Source organism: Flavobacteriales bacterium, from assembly GCA_016124845.1.
Lineage (GTDB): Bacteria > Bacteroidota > Bacteroidia > UBA10329 > UBA10329 > UBA10329.
Genome location: WGMW01000039.1, coordinates 61,316 through 75,710 on the forward strand (window position 1 = coordinate 61,316; position 14,395 = coordinate 75,710).

A 14,395-nucleotide genomic window follows, 5' to 3' on the forward strand; every position below is an offset into this window, starting at 1 on the left:
CAACAGCACATGCCGTTGTTCATCATTTCCATAAGAGACTTCATTGCTTTCATTGTGTGATGCCAAATGTAGAATGCGAACTTTTACAAAACAACAGCGGTAACCATTTTTTAATATTTTGAGTTCAAAAAGTCGGCCAATAGACGCGAAACCGTATCTGTTTCAACCAAAAAACCATCATGCCCAAAGGGCGATGAAATGACCTCTAACTGCGAATTTGGAATGTGCTTCGCGATGAATTGTTGCTCCGTTATCGGACAAAGAATGTCGCTATCGACACCGATTACCAGCGTGTTCGCTTGAATCATTCTAAGAGCTTCCTCAACCGAACTTCTTCCGCGCCCCAAATTGTGGCTGTCCATGGCTTTTGATAGTAGGATGTAACTCTGCGCGTTGAATCGTTTCACCAGTTTTTCGCCCTGATAACGGATGTACGAAGCGGCCTTATAGCCTACCAACTTCTCTTCTTCGTCTTCTTGCGTTTGCTTGAATGCCTCGTAGTTTCTGTATGTCAACATTCCGATTCCGCGAGCGGCTTTCAATCCATTCGCGCCAGCGTTGGGTGATTCATCTTTCCAAGTCGCATCAGCTTCAATGGCCAACCGTTGTGCCTCGTGAATGGAAATTTCCCAAGCAGATGCTTTGGCGCTTGTCACAAGCAAACAGAGGTTGTTGAAAAGACTTTCATCGGCAATTGCCCATTCCATCAATTGATAACCGCCCATGCTGCCGCCCATTCCCAGGGCAATTTTCTTCACGCCCAAATGCGCTTGCAACAGTTGATGCGCTTTTACCATATCTCGTATCGTCACCATCGGAAACGAACCGAAATATGGTTTTCCAGTTTCTGGATTTTCCGTCAGCGGCCCCGAACTGCCATAGCACGAACCAAGAATGTTGGCGCAAACGATGAAGCATTTGCTCGGGTCAAACGTCCTCCCTTCTCCGAAAAGTCCGCTCCACCAGTCAGCAACATCAGAGTTGGCGGTAAGCGCATGGCACACCCAAATGACGTTATCGCCAGCGGCATTCAACTCGCCATACGTGTGATAGGCGATTTCAACCTGCGGTAGAATCGCGCCACACTCCAATGGAAATGGTTGGTTATGGATGTATTTTTGGACAGGATTCATTTCGGGGCTAAATATCGTAAAGCTGCGAAGGGTTTCGAATTACGAATCCTGCAAGCAGTACGAATATGACGAATGCGCCCTTTCTGAACATTTGATAACCTCGAAGTATTCGCATATTCGTATCCATTCGTAATTCGCAACCATATGAAGATCACCCTGAAAAGACTGAACGACAACTACCACATGCAAGCCCAAAATGAGGACGGCAACACCATTCAGATGGACGGATCGCCAGCCATTGGTGGAGAGAATTTGGGTGCGCGACCTATGCAGGTATTATTGATGTCGTTGGCGGGCTGTACCAGCATCGATGTCATTTCCATACTCAAGAAAATGAAGCAGGAAGTAGCCGACTATCATGTGGAAGTGGATGCCGAACGCGAAGCCGATGTGGTCCCGAGCCTGTTCACGAACATTCACATCAAGTACATTCTGAAAGGCAACAACCTTGAGGAAAGCAAAGTGAGACGCGCCATTGAACTTTCGGCCGACAAATACTGCTCGGTTTCCAAAATCCTTGAACCGACCGCCAAGATCACTTGGAGCTACGAAATAAAGTAAGAAGTTGATAGAGTTTACTGAGTTGAAAAGGTTTAGAACATGCCATCAACTTTATCAACTTTGTAGACCAATCTCTCTGTAAACTAACGAAGATGAAAGAGAATCAGTTTGAAACCGAAGCCATCCGAACGCAAATGGAGCGTACGGCTCAAATGGAACACAGCGTGCCGTTGTATCTCACTTCAAGCTTCATGTTTGAAGATGCGGAGCACATGCGTGCCGTTTTTGCTGATGAGGCAGGGGGCAACATCTACAGCCGATTTACAAATCCGAATGCCACCGAACTCATTGACAAGATGTGCAAGTTGGAAGGTGCGGAGGCTGGATATGCAACCGCCACGGGAATGGCTGCTGTTTACGCTGGGTTTGCAGCATTGCTAAGTAGTGGAGACCACATTCTCAGCTGTCGCTCGATCTTCGGTTCCACGCATACCGTGCTGACCAAAATTCTTCCTCGGTTCGGTATTACCACTACTTACGTAGATGTGGATGATCTGGAAAGTTGGGAAAAAGCCATTCAGCCAAACACGAAAATGATATTCGTGGAAACCCCGTCCAACCCAGGTTTGGATGTAATTGACCTTGAATTTGTGGGGAAATTGGCGGCAAAGCACAACCTGATTTTCCATGTGGATAACTGCTTTGCTACGCCTTATTTGCAACGTCCGATCGATTTTGGAGCTCATTTGGTAAGTCATTCAGGTACGAAATGGATCGATGGCCAAGGACGCGTTACTGGTGGAATTCTACTTGGTGACAAGAAGCTGATCGATGATGTCTATACCTTCTGTCGTTCAACTGGGCCAGCAATTTCTCCGTTCAATGCGTGGGTGCTTTCCAAGAGTTTGGAAACGTTGGCGGTACGAATGGACCGTCATTGCGACAATGCAGTAAAACTGGCCAATTGCCTCGAACACCATCCCGAACTTTCGAATATCCGCTACCCTGGATTGCTTTCTCATCCGCAGTACAAAGTGGCACAGAAACAGATGAAAAAAGGTGGCGGACTCATCACCTTCGAAGTAAAAGGCGGTGTAGAACGCGGAAAGAAATTCTTGGACGCGCTACAGATGTGTTCGGTCACCGCCAACTTGGGCGATTCTCGAACTATTATCACGCATCCAGCATCAACCACGCACGCAAAACTCACCGAAGAAGAACGTCAGGCCGTTGGAATTTCAGCTGGCCTGGTGCGTGTTTCGGTTGGTTTGGAGAACATTTCCGACATCATTTCAGACATCGAACAGGCGCTTGAAAGGTCGAAATGAGCCCTTTCAAGCCCATTGGCAGACCACACCTCCCATCAAGGCAAGTGTCACGGTCCAGTAACCAACGTTTACGAGGATATACTTCCACCCTTTTCGTTCAAAAAGCGCGTTGGTTCCCAAAACGGGAAGAACGATGAAAATTCCCGCAATGGTACCATGCAACGCACCATGTTTAAATGTGCGGAATTCCGTTCCGTAGTTGTCCATAAAGGTTTTGAGCAGTTCCTGCGCCTGCGGCTGATCCATCACATTCATCAATGCCGAATAAATATGCATCTGATGAATGACAACCGTCTGAAGCACAAATGAAAGCATCACGCTAAGCAGCAACGAAACACCGAAAACAACGGCCATGTTGGCTCCTTTCATCTTCTCTTCGGTCATCTCGGCCGCTTTCATCCACGCGGTGCCAAAAACTTTGGGATTGTACCAGATGAAACCAACAACGGTAGGAATAAGGGCTGCGCCCAGAATAGGTAGGAAATTCATGATGTAGAGATTAATGGTTTATGCCATGAAGTTAATCTCTTAAACGAATCGTTCAGAAAAATGAAGCGATTTTCAGAACCACCTTTTTCTTCGGAAGTAGATGAGCATGCCGATAAAAATGACCACCATCAACCCCCAGACCACATAGTAACTGTACTTCCAATGCAGTTCGGGCATGTTGTCGAAGTTCATCCCGTAAATGCCAGCGAGAAACGTCAACGGAATAAAGAGTGAAGCAATGACCGTAAGCACCTTCATCACTTGGTTCATGCGGTTGCTCATATTTGCCATTTGCATGTCCATCAAACCAGAAAGCACTTCGCGGTTGGTTTCCAAGTTGTCCGCGATCTGAATGAGATGATCGTAGATGTCACGGAAGTACTTTTCGTTGTCCACATGAACCAGATCGCTCACGCCTTTCTCCAGCCCGCTCACCGCTTCGCGAAGCGGCAATAGTGCCCGTTTCAGCGTGATGATCTCGCGTTTGAGATGTTGTAAGTGACGTGTTGGATCTTCCTCGCTATCGGACATGATCAGTTCCTCCAGATCCTCTACCCTTTCTTCTATCCGTTCAATAATGATGAAGTAATTGTCAACAACCGTATCGATCAATCGGTAAACCAGATAATCTGAGCCTTTCTTGCGTATCAGACCAGAATCGGTTCGTATCCGTTCGCGAATGGGGCCGAAAATATCGCCCTTGCGTTCTTGAAAGCAAAGCACATAAGGTTTTCCGAAGACAATACTTATCTGCTCGTGTTCCAGTTCATTGTCCTCATTGAACCACATCATTTTCATGGTGAAGAAAACGTAATCCTCAAACGGTTCCACTTTGGGTCGGTGATCGGTGTTGAGAATATCCTCCAATACCAGACTGTGGATCTTGTACACTTCACCGATGGCCGCAACGGCCTCCGTGTTGTGAATTCCGTTAATGTTGACCCATGAAACGCTCGATTCATCCAGTGAGCGATGCAGATCCGAAACATTATCAATTTCGAAATCGGCAAACTCGGCTTCGGAATATTCGATCATCTCGATGGTAACTGGCTCTTCGCGCTGATCGCCAATAAGGACCAACGTGCCAGGCGGTAATCCTGCCTTGGCAGAATTCCTTCGAATGTTCTTTTTCTTCTTAGCCATTTTTCGGAAGGTCTTTCTTGTAAACGATGGTTCTGTACGGGAATGGAATTTCGATTCCCTCTCGGTCGAAACGCTCCTTGATGCTCTTGTTCAGATCGCAGAACTGCTCCCATGATTCGTCTGGATTTTTTGCCCAAACATCCGCGCGTAGATTGACCGATGAATCGCCAAAACCGATAACGCGGCATTTCACTTTCGGCCAACCGTTCTTCTTCTCCTCTGGCGTTCTGGCATCAATGGTATTCGGATGCTTATCTGCTTCATCCTGAATAATTTGAAACGCCTTATCTATATTACTGTCATAACTTATCCCAAAGAACATCTGGCGCTTGAAACGCTCGTCCGTGATGTGTGAATTGACGATGGTCTGATCGCTGATGACCGAATTGGGAACGATGATCCGCTGGTTCTGAAAATCGCGAATAACGGTGTGGCGCAACGTGATGTCTTCCACAACTCCTGCCTTGTCGCCTTCCAAGCGTATCATATCATCCACCCGAAAGGGTTTGAAAATGACGATGAAAACACCGCTGATGATGTTGGAAAGTGCTGCCTGTGATGCAAACGCCACAATGGCGGTGGCAATTCCTGCCGATGCCAAGAGCGTTGTTCCCAACGAGCGTAATTCTGGTACGGAATAAATGACCAAGAAAACCGCAAGTGTGAAAATGATAAGCGATGCCGCATTCTTGATAAAACTGTAATTGGTCGGATCGACCTTGAGCAGCAGCGAACTATCACTTACAAATCGGTGAATGAGCCTTCGGACCCACAGCGTGAATATGAAAGCCACCATAAGAATGAGCATATATAGCAGCGGGCGCGGAAGCGCAGAGAAGTCAATTGGCATGGAGAAGAATCTATTTCGAGGTGAAATTACCTCGCGATTCTTCGTTGGTCAAGTGGGAACTACAAAATCAATAAACAACGAGCCGTTGATGGAATCGACTTCCCTCCTTCTCCAGTTGAAGGAGATAAATGCCTTTGCCGAAAAGGCTGAGATCAATAGTTGAAAGTGGTTTGACCAAACGTCCCGAATAAACCTGACTTCCAACTGTGTTGTAGACGGCCATGTTGGCACCAATTAGCTTTTCATCAACCGAAATGTTGACCAAACCATCGGTCGGATTGGGATAGATGTGAAAACTTCGTCCATCAGCCTCCTCAATTCCGACATGGCACAACACTTCATTGATGACAATATCCCCGAAATTGAAATGCAGACGTGCTTGAACTGTGTCTGGTCCATCGGGAAAGAAAATGGCAGTAAGCGAATCGCCCCAATTGCCATAAACCACGTCATAGCTCACCAGACATGTGTAGTTGCCCGATTGAGATTCGAGTGCATTTGAAAATTCCAAGCTTGCATTGGTCTCTCCAGTCAACTCATTTCCATCCTTGAACCATTGGTAGCTGACCTCGTAATCCGTGTTGACCGAAAGCGTCAGGTCATCTCCTGGACAGATGACCGTATCTGCTCCCATCATGGAAAAGTCGGGATATGTGTATCTGCCCAACATGCAGCGGTGGTCACTAAAATCGTAAAGGTCCCAAAGCACGGGATCGAGACTTCGAACAGTAACGATCCTATCAGTGATGGATGTAGGCACAAGATGCGTCCTATCTCCCCAAGCGTGGTCGATGATCTTGCCAAAGTCGCCACTGAAATTGGACTCCCAGTAACCTGTGTGCTGTGGGATTATCGGATCCATGGTATCTCGGAATGCCTGGTAGTCCATATCTGAACCGATGGGATCGGTGTTGAAATCGCCACCGAAGATCACAGGTTCGCTCTCTGGCAGGTTCAGATCCGCAATGAAATCTCGGATCTCGGCCATCTGCGTTCTTCGGGCATGAATGTCGTCCGCGTTACCACCTGCATCCATGTGCGTACCAAAAACGTGGTAGATCTTTCCGAGTTTGTTGATGCGTGCGTACTTCACGCCTTTGTTCGCCAGACAGTCTTGTGCTGCTTGTCCACACTCGGCAAAATCGATCTGCTCTTCCGTCTCTATCGGCCAACGGCTGAAAATGATGACACCACCGTTCCATGGCAAAGGAATCGCCCCAGGATCATTTAAAATGGTCGTATGGTAAATGAAGCCCTGACCTTCCATCTCAGGAATGAGATAATCCTCCCGCGGACTCGTATCAAAGGCTTCGGCAAATGACACCACATCCTGATAGGGCGAGATCTGCGCTGGCAGCAAGGTGGCGCGTTCGGTTGCCTGTCCGAGGCCCGAAACTCCGAATGGCAGCATTTGAATATTGTAATACATCGCATTCAGCACATTCGGGTTTTCAAAATCAGCAGAATCCAATTCGTAAACGGGAAGGTCGTGAATGGCAAACCTTACATCTCGGTCCATGTTCGAGTCGTCATTGTCTGGTTTGAATTTGATGACCACAGATTTTCCCGCCAAGGTCGTATTCACTTCGTGAAAATTTCCATCATCGAACCATGGTTCGGAGAAACCACTTCCTTCAACCGAGTACGACAGATCGGTTCCCATTGCAGTTCCGATCAAACGGAGCTTTAAGGTTACTGTGTCCGTATTTCCAGATAGGACAATATCGAAATAAGCTGTATCTCCTTCTGGCACCGCTGAACTGGTTCGATTCACTGAAACCAGTTGCTGGCCTGATGTTCCGTACCAACCTCCCAAAAGTGTGTCGCCAGCACTCCACTCGCTTGCATCTACGTTGACGGTCCCACTTTGAATTACCTCTACATCAAAGTCTTGCCATGTACTGTTTCTGACCAAAAATGACGATTGCGCGCTTGCACTCGAAAAAACCAGCCAAAGACACAATGCGAATAATGTTCTCTTCATTTTCAATTAACCTTTACTTAACGAATGTACAAGGAATGACCTTCGGTCTGAAGAGAGTTCGAATACGCCAAGCCTTTTTTATGTCTTTTACTTGACAATGACATTGGTTGATGGCTAACTTTCGCTCATCAACCCAAAAACCATCCTGATGAAACGCGTTTTACTTGTCCTGTTATTGATTGTTGTTGCCTTGATAGTTGGAGGCTATGTCTTTGTAAACAAGGCTTATAATCACAGTTACAATGAAGAATTCCCCGTTGAGGAAATCACCATCAATGCCGATTCGGCCATGATCACGCATGGAAAGTATCTGGCGCTGGGACCTGCGCATTGCGCCCATTGTCACAGCACTCTGGACAACATTGAGGCGCTGGAACGCGGTGAAGAAGTTCCGATGCATGGCGGTTTCGCGTTCGAACTTCCATTCGGAAACATCTATTCAAGAAACATCACCTCAGATGTGGAAACAGGTATTGGTGGATATAGCGATGGTGAGATCTATCGAATGATGCGTCACAATATTCGTCCGAATGGCCGTGTGTGTATCGATTTCATGCCATTCTTCAATATGTCTGAATATGACGTGAGATCGGTGATCGCCTATTTGAGAACGCTGGAGCCGATAAGAAATGAGGTTCCTGAGAACCAGCCGAATTTCCTGGGCAAGGTGATTCTTGGATTGGCCATCAAACCATCAATGCCAAAAGGAACACCGCCTGAATTTGTGAAACGAGATAGCACCATCGAATACGGTGAATACTTGGCTTTCTCCGTTGCCAACTGCTACGGATGCCATACGAACCGCGATCTTCAGACAGGGCAGTTTATCGGAGAACCTTATGCGGGTGGTTTTAAAATTGGTCCAGATGCATCAACCGGCAATTGGACGTTCGTATCACCCAACCTCACTCCAGATGCTGAAACTGGCGTGATGGCGAATTGGAGCGAAGAACAGTTCATTGAGCGAATGCGAGGAGGCCGTGTTCACAGGACATCGCCCATGCCTTGGGGGCCTTTTTCCAGATTGGATGATTCGGACCTGAAAGCGATCTATCGTTTCTTGAGAACGGTGGAACCTGTAAAGCAGGACAACGGAGTTGCCGCTATCGCTCCTACTGAAGAAGGCGCCTAAGAATTTATTGCACAACCAAGCGCAGAACGCTTCGTTGGTCGTTCTCCGTCAACTCCAACAGGTAAATTCCTGCGCTTACTTCTCCAACATCCAAACTTCCGTTCGGATTGATGCGCTGCTGCGAAATGACCTGACGGCCAGTTCCATCAATAAGGCGAACGTACATCGTTTTCCTGTTGTCGAAACGAACAATTCCATCCGAAACTGGATTTGGATAGACCTTGGTGGCAGGAGATTCTGGCACCTCCCTCACCCCAACGTTCCCTTGGCAGAGATCGGCCATCGTATCAAACCAGACCTTTGAGAAAAGGATGGACGGTGTAGCACATTGAAAATGACCCAATGCCGTATCACGCTCTTCAACATCGATACTTGGTGCTCCATGGTTTTCCATCCAATCAGATGCAATGATCGTGTTCAGTATAGAAACCTCTTCATCGCCACCGCAATAGTTGAACAGGACCGGAGCCTGTGGAATCCACTCATAAACGTCATTGGCCCTCAGCGCCATAAAAGCAGGATTTGTGGTGTCTGAGAAGAAAGCATCCGCATAATCGGGCTGAATGATCTCGCGCGGAATCGCTGGCATGGCCGCATTCACTTCGTCCATAGAATGAGAACCGTCCAATAGCGGAGTTAGCGTCTGATCGTATGGAGGAATGTATATCTGCTGGATGGAATCGTACAAGTTACCGTACACATGCTGGTAAGACTGAATAACGAACGGCAGATAACCTGGTACAGAATATGGCTGAAATGCCGCAACCATATCCAACTGCGCACCCGACATGTCGTAGGGTCCACTACCTGGAGCGGATGCGGTTACCACAAACTCATTAGATAGTTCTTCCTGGATCATTCTGTGCGTAGCCAACACGGAATGTCCTCCCTGTGAGTAACCTATTAGGAACAGCTGATCATTGAGTTGCAATCCCTGCTCCTGACATATCATTCTGCATGATCTTAGAATATCTACCGAAGCTGTTGCTTCGGAATGCGCATGCTGGTAAGGATGAATTCCAGGGCCAGCACCCAGCCCAAGATAATCAGGCATGCACATGGCGTAACCCGTGGTTGCGGTTATCGCTCCAAGATTCCACTCGCCATTCAAATAATAGAAAGTATCATGCTTCTTTAGCTTGGTACCATGAAGGTAGGCCATCATTGGCATGGCACACGTATCGCCAACAGGCAGGCAGATCAGACCCGAGGCCGTTGTGGGCGTTCCATCCACATCGGGTGTATTGTAAATGACACGATGAACATCCACCTCATAGTCCGTTGGCACAACCCCAGATGGCAAACCGTTCTGAGCGAGAATGTCCTGAAGATCAGATATGGTCAGATGCAAGATGATGGTATCCTCCACCAATGTTCCTTGCGAAAGTCCTATGAGAGGAACGGCAAGTATGGCCAGCAGTATTTTAAATCTTTTCATACCTCAAATTTAACGCAAAGCAATGCACGCATTGTAACCTAATGGACAGAAATCATCTAAAGACAAACACTTACTTTAGAGCAACCAAAATCACGTCATGAAAAAACTACTACTCTCATTTACCATTGCTCTTTTCTGTTTCCACTCAAACGCTCAGATTTCGTTGATAAGTACCGACCTTACTTCTATCGGTGATAATATTCTGAGGTACATTGACACGATTCCCACCTATGGACCAGGTGGCGCTGGAGCCAATCAAACATGGGATTTCTCCTCAGCTGTGAACGATACATTGAACAACACTTCGGTCGTTTCGGTCGGGTCAACCCCATATTCGAGTACGTTTTCTGGTTCAACGTATGCCATGACCAACGATAATAATTCGTTCCTGTATTTCACGCACAATACAAATACCATGGAAACTACAGGTGCAGCCGGTGATCTTCTTGGAACAGGAGAAATAATTGAAGCGCCATTTTCAGACGCGCTCACGTTGCATCAGTTTCCGAGAACCTATGGAAGCAACTTTGACGATACTTACGCCTTTCAGGCTGAAGCTGACGGATCTGCCTTCAATGTTTATCGCGTTCGACTGACGCACTCTGGACACGTTTATGACACGACAGATGCTTACGGCACGCTGATCACTCCAACTGGAACTTATGATGCGCTCAGGGTTAAGTCAACGGATTATACCACTAACGTAATTGAGGTTCAGATCAGTCAGTTTGTTCCCGTTTGGACCAATTTTGCTACAACTCAAGATACATCGGTAAGTTATTCTTGGCATGCCAAGGAGGAAATGCTTGCTATTGCCGAATACAGCTACGATAGTATCGGCAACCCGAAGCAGTTCGTTTACTCTACCGTGCCACCTGTAACAACTGTAGGAGTTGATGAGAATGCATCAAACGATTTTTCAATTTATCCGCAACCTGCGTCTGACAGACTGTGCATGAAGGGACTTCCGCAATCGAGAGCAGGAATGAACGTAGAGATATACAGCGTAGCTGGAGGTCTCGTCAGAAAGGAATACATGACAGACAATTGTATGGATGTTTCTGACCTTAGATCTGGTATGTATGTTCTTAGGGCCATGACATCAGAAGGGGTTTTGCAGAAACCAATGAAATTCAGCGTGGTGCGATGAAGACGTATTTGCTGATAATCGGTGGCGCAGTCGCATTAAGCATTGCAAGCTCCTGTAATAAGATCGAAGATGTTAACCGTTCCGTGGTGGTGGCAATCACACATCCATCAGACATTGATTACCATATCAACTTGGGAGTGAACGGTACGCAGAACGTGGCCAGTTGGGATACAACTGGCCCGATCAACGTCAACATTGATGGTCAGGTTGGCGATGCTGTAAATTACGGCATCAGTACTGACGCACCTGGTTGTGGTCTTTCAGTTACGGTTGATGGTGTGGAAAAAGTGCATTTGGATCTAAGTGGAACAGCTCCCAATGTGGGAAATGGGTATCTGATTCTGGAGTAAGAATATTCTCAGTTCTTCTTCATAAACGAATCGATCCGATCCTTCACATTCTTGCGAATATCCATGTAAAAGAGGCCGTAGTCTGCCAAGTGCAGATTCTTCCAACTGCGGAACCAAGGAGCTTCGGTCTTCACCCATAAGACCTTCCCTCCAATGTCTGCCACGCGCGCCTCCATTCTGCGCGGTTTGGTGTGTTTCGGATTCAGAACAACCGTCCCGGCATGGTCTTCACGAACCACAAGCGCGGTATCCAAGGTCCAAGAAAGTGGATTGACGCTTTCCATGGTCTTGTACCAATCGCCTTCGGGAGTAAATCCTTCGCGGTAACTCATCCAACTGATAATACAACCCGTTTCATCCGCATTTGAACAGAATTTCAGGTTCTTGTACATGGATTCATTCAAGGTGAAGCCGATAACATAAGCCGCCACCATTCGATTTCGCAACTCAGTTGTGTCAATCATTTCCTGAAGCAACCTTCTGGTGTGGTGCGTACCCTGACTATGACCTGCAATGATGAACGGCCTTCCATTATTGTAATGCTCCAAGTAGTACTCAAATGCCCGCTTCACATCAGAATAAGCAAGGTCGAGCGCCTTTTCGCCATCTTCGGTATGTTCGTAGAACACGCGCACAACTGCCTGTCTGTAGCGTGGCGCATAAACGCGGCATGACGCATTGAAAACACTTGCCTGCAAGCGAACCGGATACTTGTCAACCCTCCGATTGATCTTTTTCATCTCCAAGCTCGCGTTCCAAAGTGGGCCGCGTTGATACATGGTGGGATGTACGTAAAACACATCCACTTCTTTTAGACTGTCGCTTACCCACATTTCATACTTAGGCAAAACGTCTGCGTTATCTTCCCTGAATGGTAGCGCAGACCAATTTGCACCTTCAGAATAATTGGGAGCCGTTGGGTGGTTTTCTTCTTCAAACGTGGTTCTTTGAGCGTAACCATCGAATGAAATGACAATCAAAAGAACTATAAACGAACCAATAGACCTCAGCCTTTTCATCAGGCCGAAAGTTTGCCTGGATTCTCCATCTCCTCGTGTTCAGCCTCAATCCTACTCACGAATTCCTCAATAACGACAGTTGTAAGCACGGGGTTTACCATGTGGTAAAGATGTTCGCGGAAAGTATCTCGTTCATGCTGATCGGTGATATCCAAAACCTGCGCGTGACAGTGGTCATAGATGCGCCCGACATATTTGGCCACCGAATCCCGTTCACTTTTAAGGATCAAAACAGGAATTCCGTGCGCTTCCATATTCGGCAAGCCTTTCTGCTTGTCGAATGCCTTTGATTCAATAAGGGCGGAATGCACCTGAATGGCAAATATTTTGGCGGGAAGTCTGTTCAGCGCACGTTCAATCGGAATACGGTTCAAATGCGGCAAAGAGCCCAAGCTGCTCATCAACTGGAGTATTCGGCCTTTGGTCGCTTTCCAAACACGGTCTCTGATAGAAGAATCTTTCCTTATCAACCATTCCGAAAGCGAGATGCCCCGATTTCGAACACCGACCTTCGAATCCAATGGAATGATCTGTCGGGCTGCATAAAAAAGTGCCTTTTCCGCTGGACCTTGCTTGGATTGAAGAATCACGTTATCCAAGAAGCCGATGGAAGCATGCCTTGCCTCTTCTCCAAAGAACGGGTTGGCACCGATGCGGCCACGCAGGTATTTTTTCACACCGTCCAACTGATCGAAATCCCGCTCCATCATCAGGAAATAAATATTTCCCATAGAGTGATCGAAGAGATAGACGGGATGCCCCAATTTGCCGAAATGCTCAATGGCCGCATTGATGTTCTCAACGATATGTTTCGAATAGTCATTTATCGGAAGGTCGTTCGGAACCGAACCATAATGCATGGCAGCGGCCATGTATTTCTGCGTGGGAATGGACGTCAAAAGACCGTCATACGAATTGAGACCTAAGAACCCATGGACCAACAGGATAACTGGCTTTTTGCTGTGTGCGAAATAACTGTAAGGCTTCGCCAGATCGATCTTGATACTGCTGTCGCCATAAGGCGTTTCACGATTTAAGACAACCTGCGGCCATGTAAGGGCTTTATCGTCTATGAAGACAAGTAGACGCTTTTCAACGTCATCCATAAAACGCAAGAAGCTTGGACTTTCATCGTGTTTTCCCCAACGATAATACAACCAGGCCAAAGCTCTTCGCTTTTCGGCTTTGGTTGCCAAGAAGGCAATGCGTGCTGTCTTTTTGATGAACCAAGGCGTCAGCGTCAGCTCTTTTTCCGACCTGTCGTTTACGATACAACCGATCTCTTCCACCTCAAATGCTTTGGAATATCTCGTAACGCCAGCCACGCGCCCCGCGGAGTCCGTGGCAATGAACATGTAGTCCAAACCCTCCTTGTTGTTCTCTTTGAGATATGCGCTGAGTTTCTCATTCATCTCGCGACAATATGCTTCCATACTGTCGCGATTGAGGCTTCGGCCAAGGATCTGATCCTTGTTGATCCTGCCAGATGCCAACAGGGTTTTCAGAAACGCCACGGCATCCATTACACCTACAAGACCGCGCTGACGTTTGAGCTTGGAGTTGACAAACGTGTAACGGATCAACTCAGGTTTGCTGAGCATATCGAAATGCTCCAGAATGTATTGGTAGGCGCCCGATGGGGACGTTCCGTGCGAAAGACCTACGATGAACTTCTGTCCGTTGCGGGTAACCTCGTTGGCCGTTGCAATAAAATCGAGTCCGACAGCTTTATCAAACTCCTCCTTCTCCTTGAAATACAGCGCTTTAGGCGCCACGTAAGATGCTACATACTCAGGCACTATCGACCTTCCCTTACTACTCTTTTCGCTGCTTTTACTCATCCGTCAGAACACAACCAAACTATTACTACACATCAAC

At 47.2% G+C, this 14,395-nt stretch carries 13 protein-coding genes; 5 read left to right on the plus strand and 8 right to left on the minus strand.

The features are described from left to right. Positions 1-110: 110 nt before the first annotated feature. Complete coding sequence (gene metX / locus GC178_14265) at positions 111-1,133, minus strand: homoserine O-acetyltransferase (protein MBI1288728.1); 1,023 nt, start codon at positions 1,131-1,133, stop codon at positions 111-113. Positions 1,134-1,277: 144 nt separating this feature from the next. Between metX and GC178_14270 the strand changes: the two genes are divergently transcribed. Together GC178_14270 and GC178_14275 are read left to right on the plus strand one after the other, a co-directional pair. After that, a complete protein-coding gene (locus GC178_14270) occupies positions 1,278-1,694 on the plus strand; it encodes an OsmC family peroxiredoxin (protein ID MBI1288729.1) in 417 nt (138 codons plus the stop codon). A gap of 92 nt (positions 1,695-1,786) precedes the next feature. Beyond that, positions 1,787-2,962, plus strand: coding sequence for an O-succinylhomoserine sulfhydrylase (locus GC178_14275; GenBank protein MBI1288730.1), 1,176 nt, complete (start codon positions 1,787-1,789; stop codon positions 2,960-2,962). Positions 2,963-2,968: 6 nt separating this feature from the next. Here the strand turns inward: GC178_14275 and GC178_14280 are convergent, their stop codons facing one another. The 4 genes from GC178_14280 to GC178_14295 form a co-directional block, all read right to left on the minus strand. Continuing rightward, a complete protein-coding gene (locus GC178_14280) occupies positions 2,969-3,451 on the minus strand; it encodes a DUF1761 family protein (protein MBI1288731.1) in 483 nt (160 codons plus the stop codon). Positions 3,452-3,523: 72 nt separating this feature from the next. Further along, positions 3,524-4,594, minus strand: a complete 1,071-nt coding sequence (gene corA / locus GC178_14285; GenBank protein ID MBI1288732.1) for a magnesium/cobalt transporter CorA — start codon at positions 4,592-4,594, stop codon at positions 3,524-3,526. Next, on the minus strand, positions 4,587-5,444 hold the full coding sequence (locus tag GC178_14290; GenBank protein ID MBI1288733.1) for a mechanosensitive ion channel: 858 nt from the start codon (positions 5,442-5,444) through the stop codon (positions 4,587-4,589). The genes corA and GC178_14290 overlap by 8 nt, the downstream gene beginning before the upstream one ends. Before the next feature lie 67 nt (positions 5,445-5,511). Beyond that, complete coding sequence (locus tag GC178_14295) at positions 5,512-7,428, minus strand: T9SS type A sorting domain-containing protein (GenBank protein ID MBI1288734.1); 1,917 nt, start codon at positions 7,426-7,428, stop codon at positions 5,512-5,514. 148 nt (positions 7,429-7,576) lie between these two features. Here GC178_14295 and GC178_14300 point away from each other — a divergent pair, with 148 nt between their 5' ends. After that, positions 7,577-8,560: a cytochrome C gene (locus GC178_14300; GenBank protein MBI1288735.1), complete on the plus strand. Its 984-nt coding sequence runs from the start codon at positions 7,577-7,579 to the stop codon at positions 8,558-8,560. Between the two features lie 4 nt (positions 8,561-8,564). On the opposite strand, the gene GC178_14305 is transcribed toward GC178_14300, so the two are convergent. Further along, positions 8,565-9,998 (minus strand): T9SS type A sorting domain-containing protein, encoded by a 1,434-nt coding sequence (locus GC178_14305; protein MBI1288736.1) that lies wholly within the window; start codon positions 9,996-9,998, stop codon positions 8,565-8,567. 97 nt (positions 9,999-10,095) lie between these two features. Between GC178_14305 and GC178_14310 the strand changes: the two genes are divergently transcribed. Both GC178_14310 and GC178_14315 read left to right on the plus strand, forming a co-directional pair. Beyond that, the gene (locus tag GC178_14310) at positions 10,096-11,148 is read left to right on the plus strand and encodes a hypothetical protein (protein ID MBI1288737.1); all 1,053 of its coding nucleotides are present in this window, start codon (positions 10,096-10,098) and stop codon (positions 11,146-11,148) included. Beyond that, positions 11,145-11,498, plus strand: coding sequence for a hypothetical protein (locus GC178_14315; protein ID MBI1288738.1), 354 nt, complete (start codon positions 11,145-11,147; stop codon positions 11,496-11,498). Before GC178_14310 ends, GC178_14315 begins: the two co-directional genes overlap by 4 nt. A gap of 8 nt (positions 11,499-11,506) precedes the next feature. Here the strand turns inward: GC178_14315 and GC178_14320 are convergent, their stop codons facing one another. Together GC178_14320 and GC178_14325 are read right to left on the minus strand one after the other, a co-directional pair. After that, positions 11,507-12,517: a DUF3089 domain-containing protein gene (locus GC178_14320; protein ID MBI1288739.1), complete on the minus strand. Its 1,011-nt coding sequence runs from the start codon at positions 12,515-12,517 to the stop codon at positions 11,507-11,509. Further along, the gene (locus GC178_14325) at positions 12,517-14,358 is read right to left on the minus strand and encodes a hypothetical protein (GenBank protein ID MBI1288740.1); all 1,842 of its coding nucleotides are present in this window, start codon (positions 14,356-14,358) and stop codon (positions 12,517-12,519) included. Before GC178_14325 ends, GC178_14320 begins: the two co-directional genes overlap by 1 nt. Positions 14,359-14,395: the final 37 nt, after the last annotated feature.

What these genes read in the sequence shown, in the direction of transcription:
- metX (MBI1288728.1), bottom strand. Translation starts at nt 1,133, where the DNA reads ATGAATCCTGTCCAAAAATACATCCATAACCAACCATTTCCATTGGAG.
- GC178_14270 (MBI1288729.1), top strand. Translation starts at nt 1,278, where the DNA reads ATGAAGATCACCCTGAAAAGACTGAACGACAACTACCACATGCAAGCC.
- GC178_14275 (MBI1288730.1), top strand. Translation starts at nt 1,787, where the DNA reads ATGAAAGAGAATCAGTTTGAAACCGAAGCCATCCGAACGCAAATGGAG.
- GC178_14280 (MBI1288731.1), bottom strand. Translation starts at nt 3,451, where the DNA reads ATGAATTTCCTACCTATTCTGGGCGCAGCCCTTATTCCTACCGTTGTT.
- corA (MBI1288732.1), bottom strand. Translation starts at nt 4,594, where the DNA reads ATGGCTAAGAAGAAAAAGAACATTCGAAGGAATTCTGCCAAGGCAGGA.
- GC178_14290 (MBI1288733.1), bottom strand. Translation starts at nt 5,444, where the DNA reads ATGCCAATTGACTTCTCTGCGCTTCCGCGCCCGCTGCTATATATGCTC.
- GC178_14295 (MBI1288734.1), bottom strand. Translation starts at nt 7,428, where the DNA reads ATGAAGAGAACATTATTCGCATTGTGTCTTTGGCTGGTTTTTTCGAGT.
- GC178_14300 (MBI1288735.1), top strand. Translation starts at nt 7,577, where the DNA reads ATGAAACGCGTTTTACTTGTCCTGTTATTGATTGTTGTTGCCTTGATA.
- GC178_14305 (MBI1288736.1), bottom strand. Translation starts at nt 9,998, where the DNA reads ATGAAAAGATTTAAAATACTGCTGGCCATACTTGCCGTTCCTCTCATA.
- GC178_14310 (MBI1288737.1), top strand. Translation starts at nt 10,096, where the DNA reads ATGAAAAAACTACTACTCTCATTTACCATTGCTCTTTTCTGTTTCCAC.
- GC178_14315 (MBI1288738.1), top strand. Translation starts at nt 11,145, where the DNA reads ATGAAGACGTATTTGCTGATAATCGGTGGCGCAGTCGCATTAAGCATT.
- GC178_14320 (MBI1288739.1), bottom strand. Translation starts at nt 12,517, where the DNA reads ATGAAAAGGCTGAGGTCTATTGGTTCGTTTATAGTTCTTTTGATTGTC.
- GC178_14325 (MBI1288740.1), bottom strand. Translation starts at nt 14,358, where the DNA reads ATGAGTAAAAGCAGCGAAAAGAGTAGTAAGGGAAGGTCGATAGTGCCT.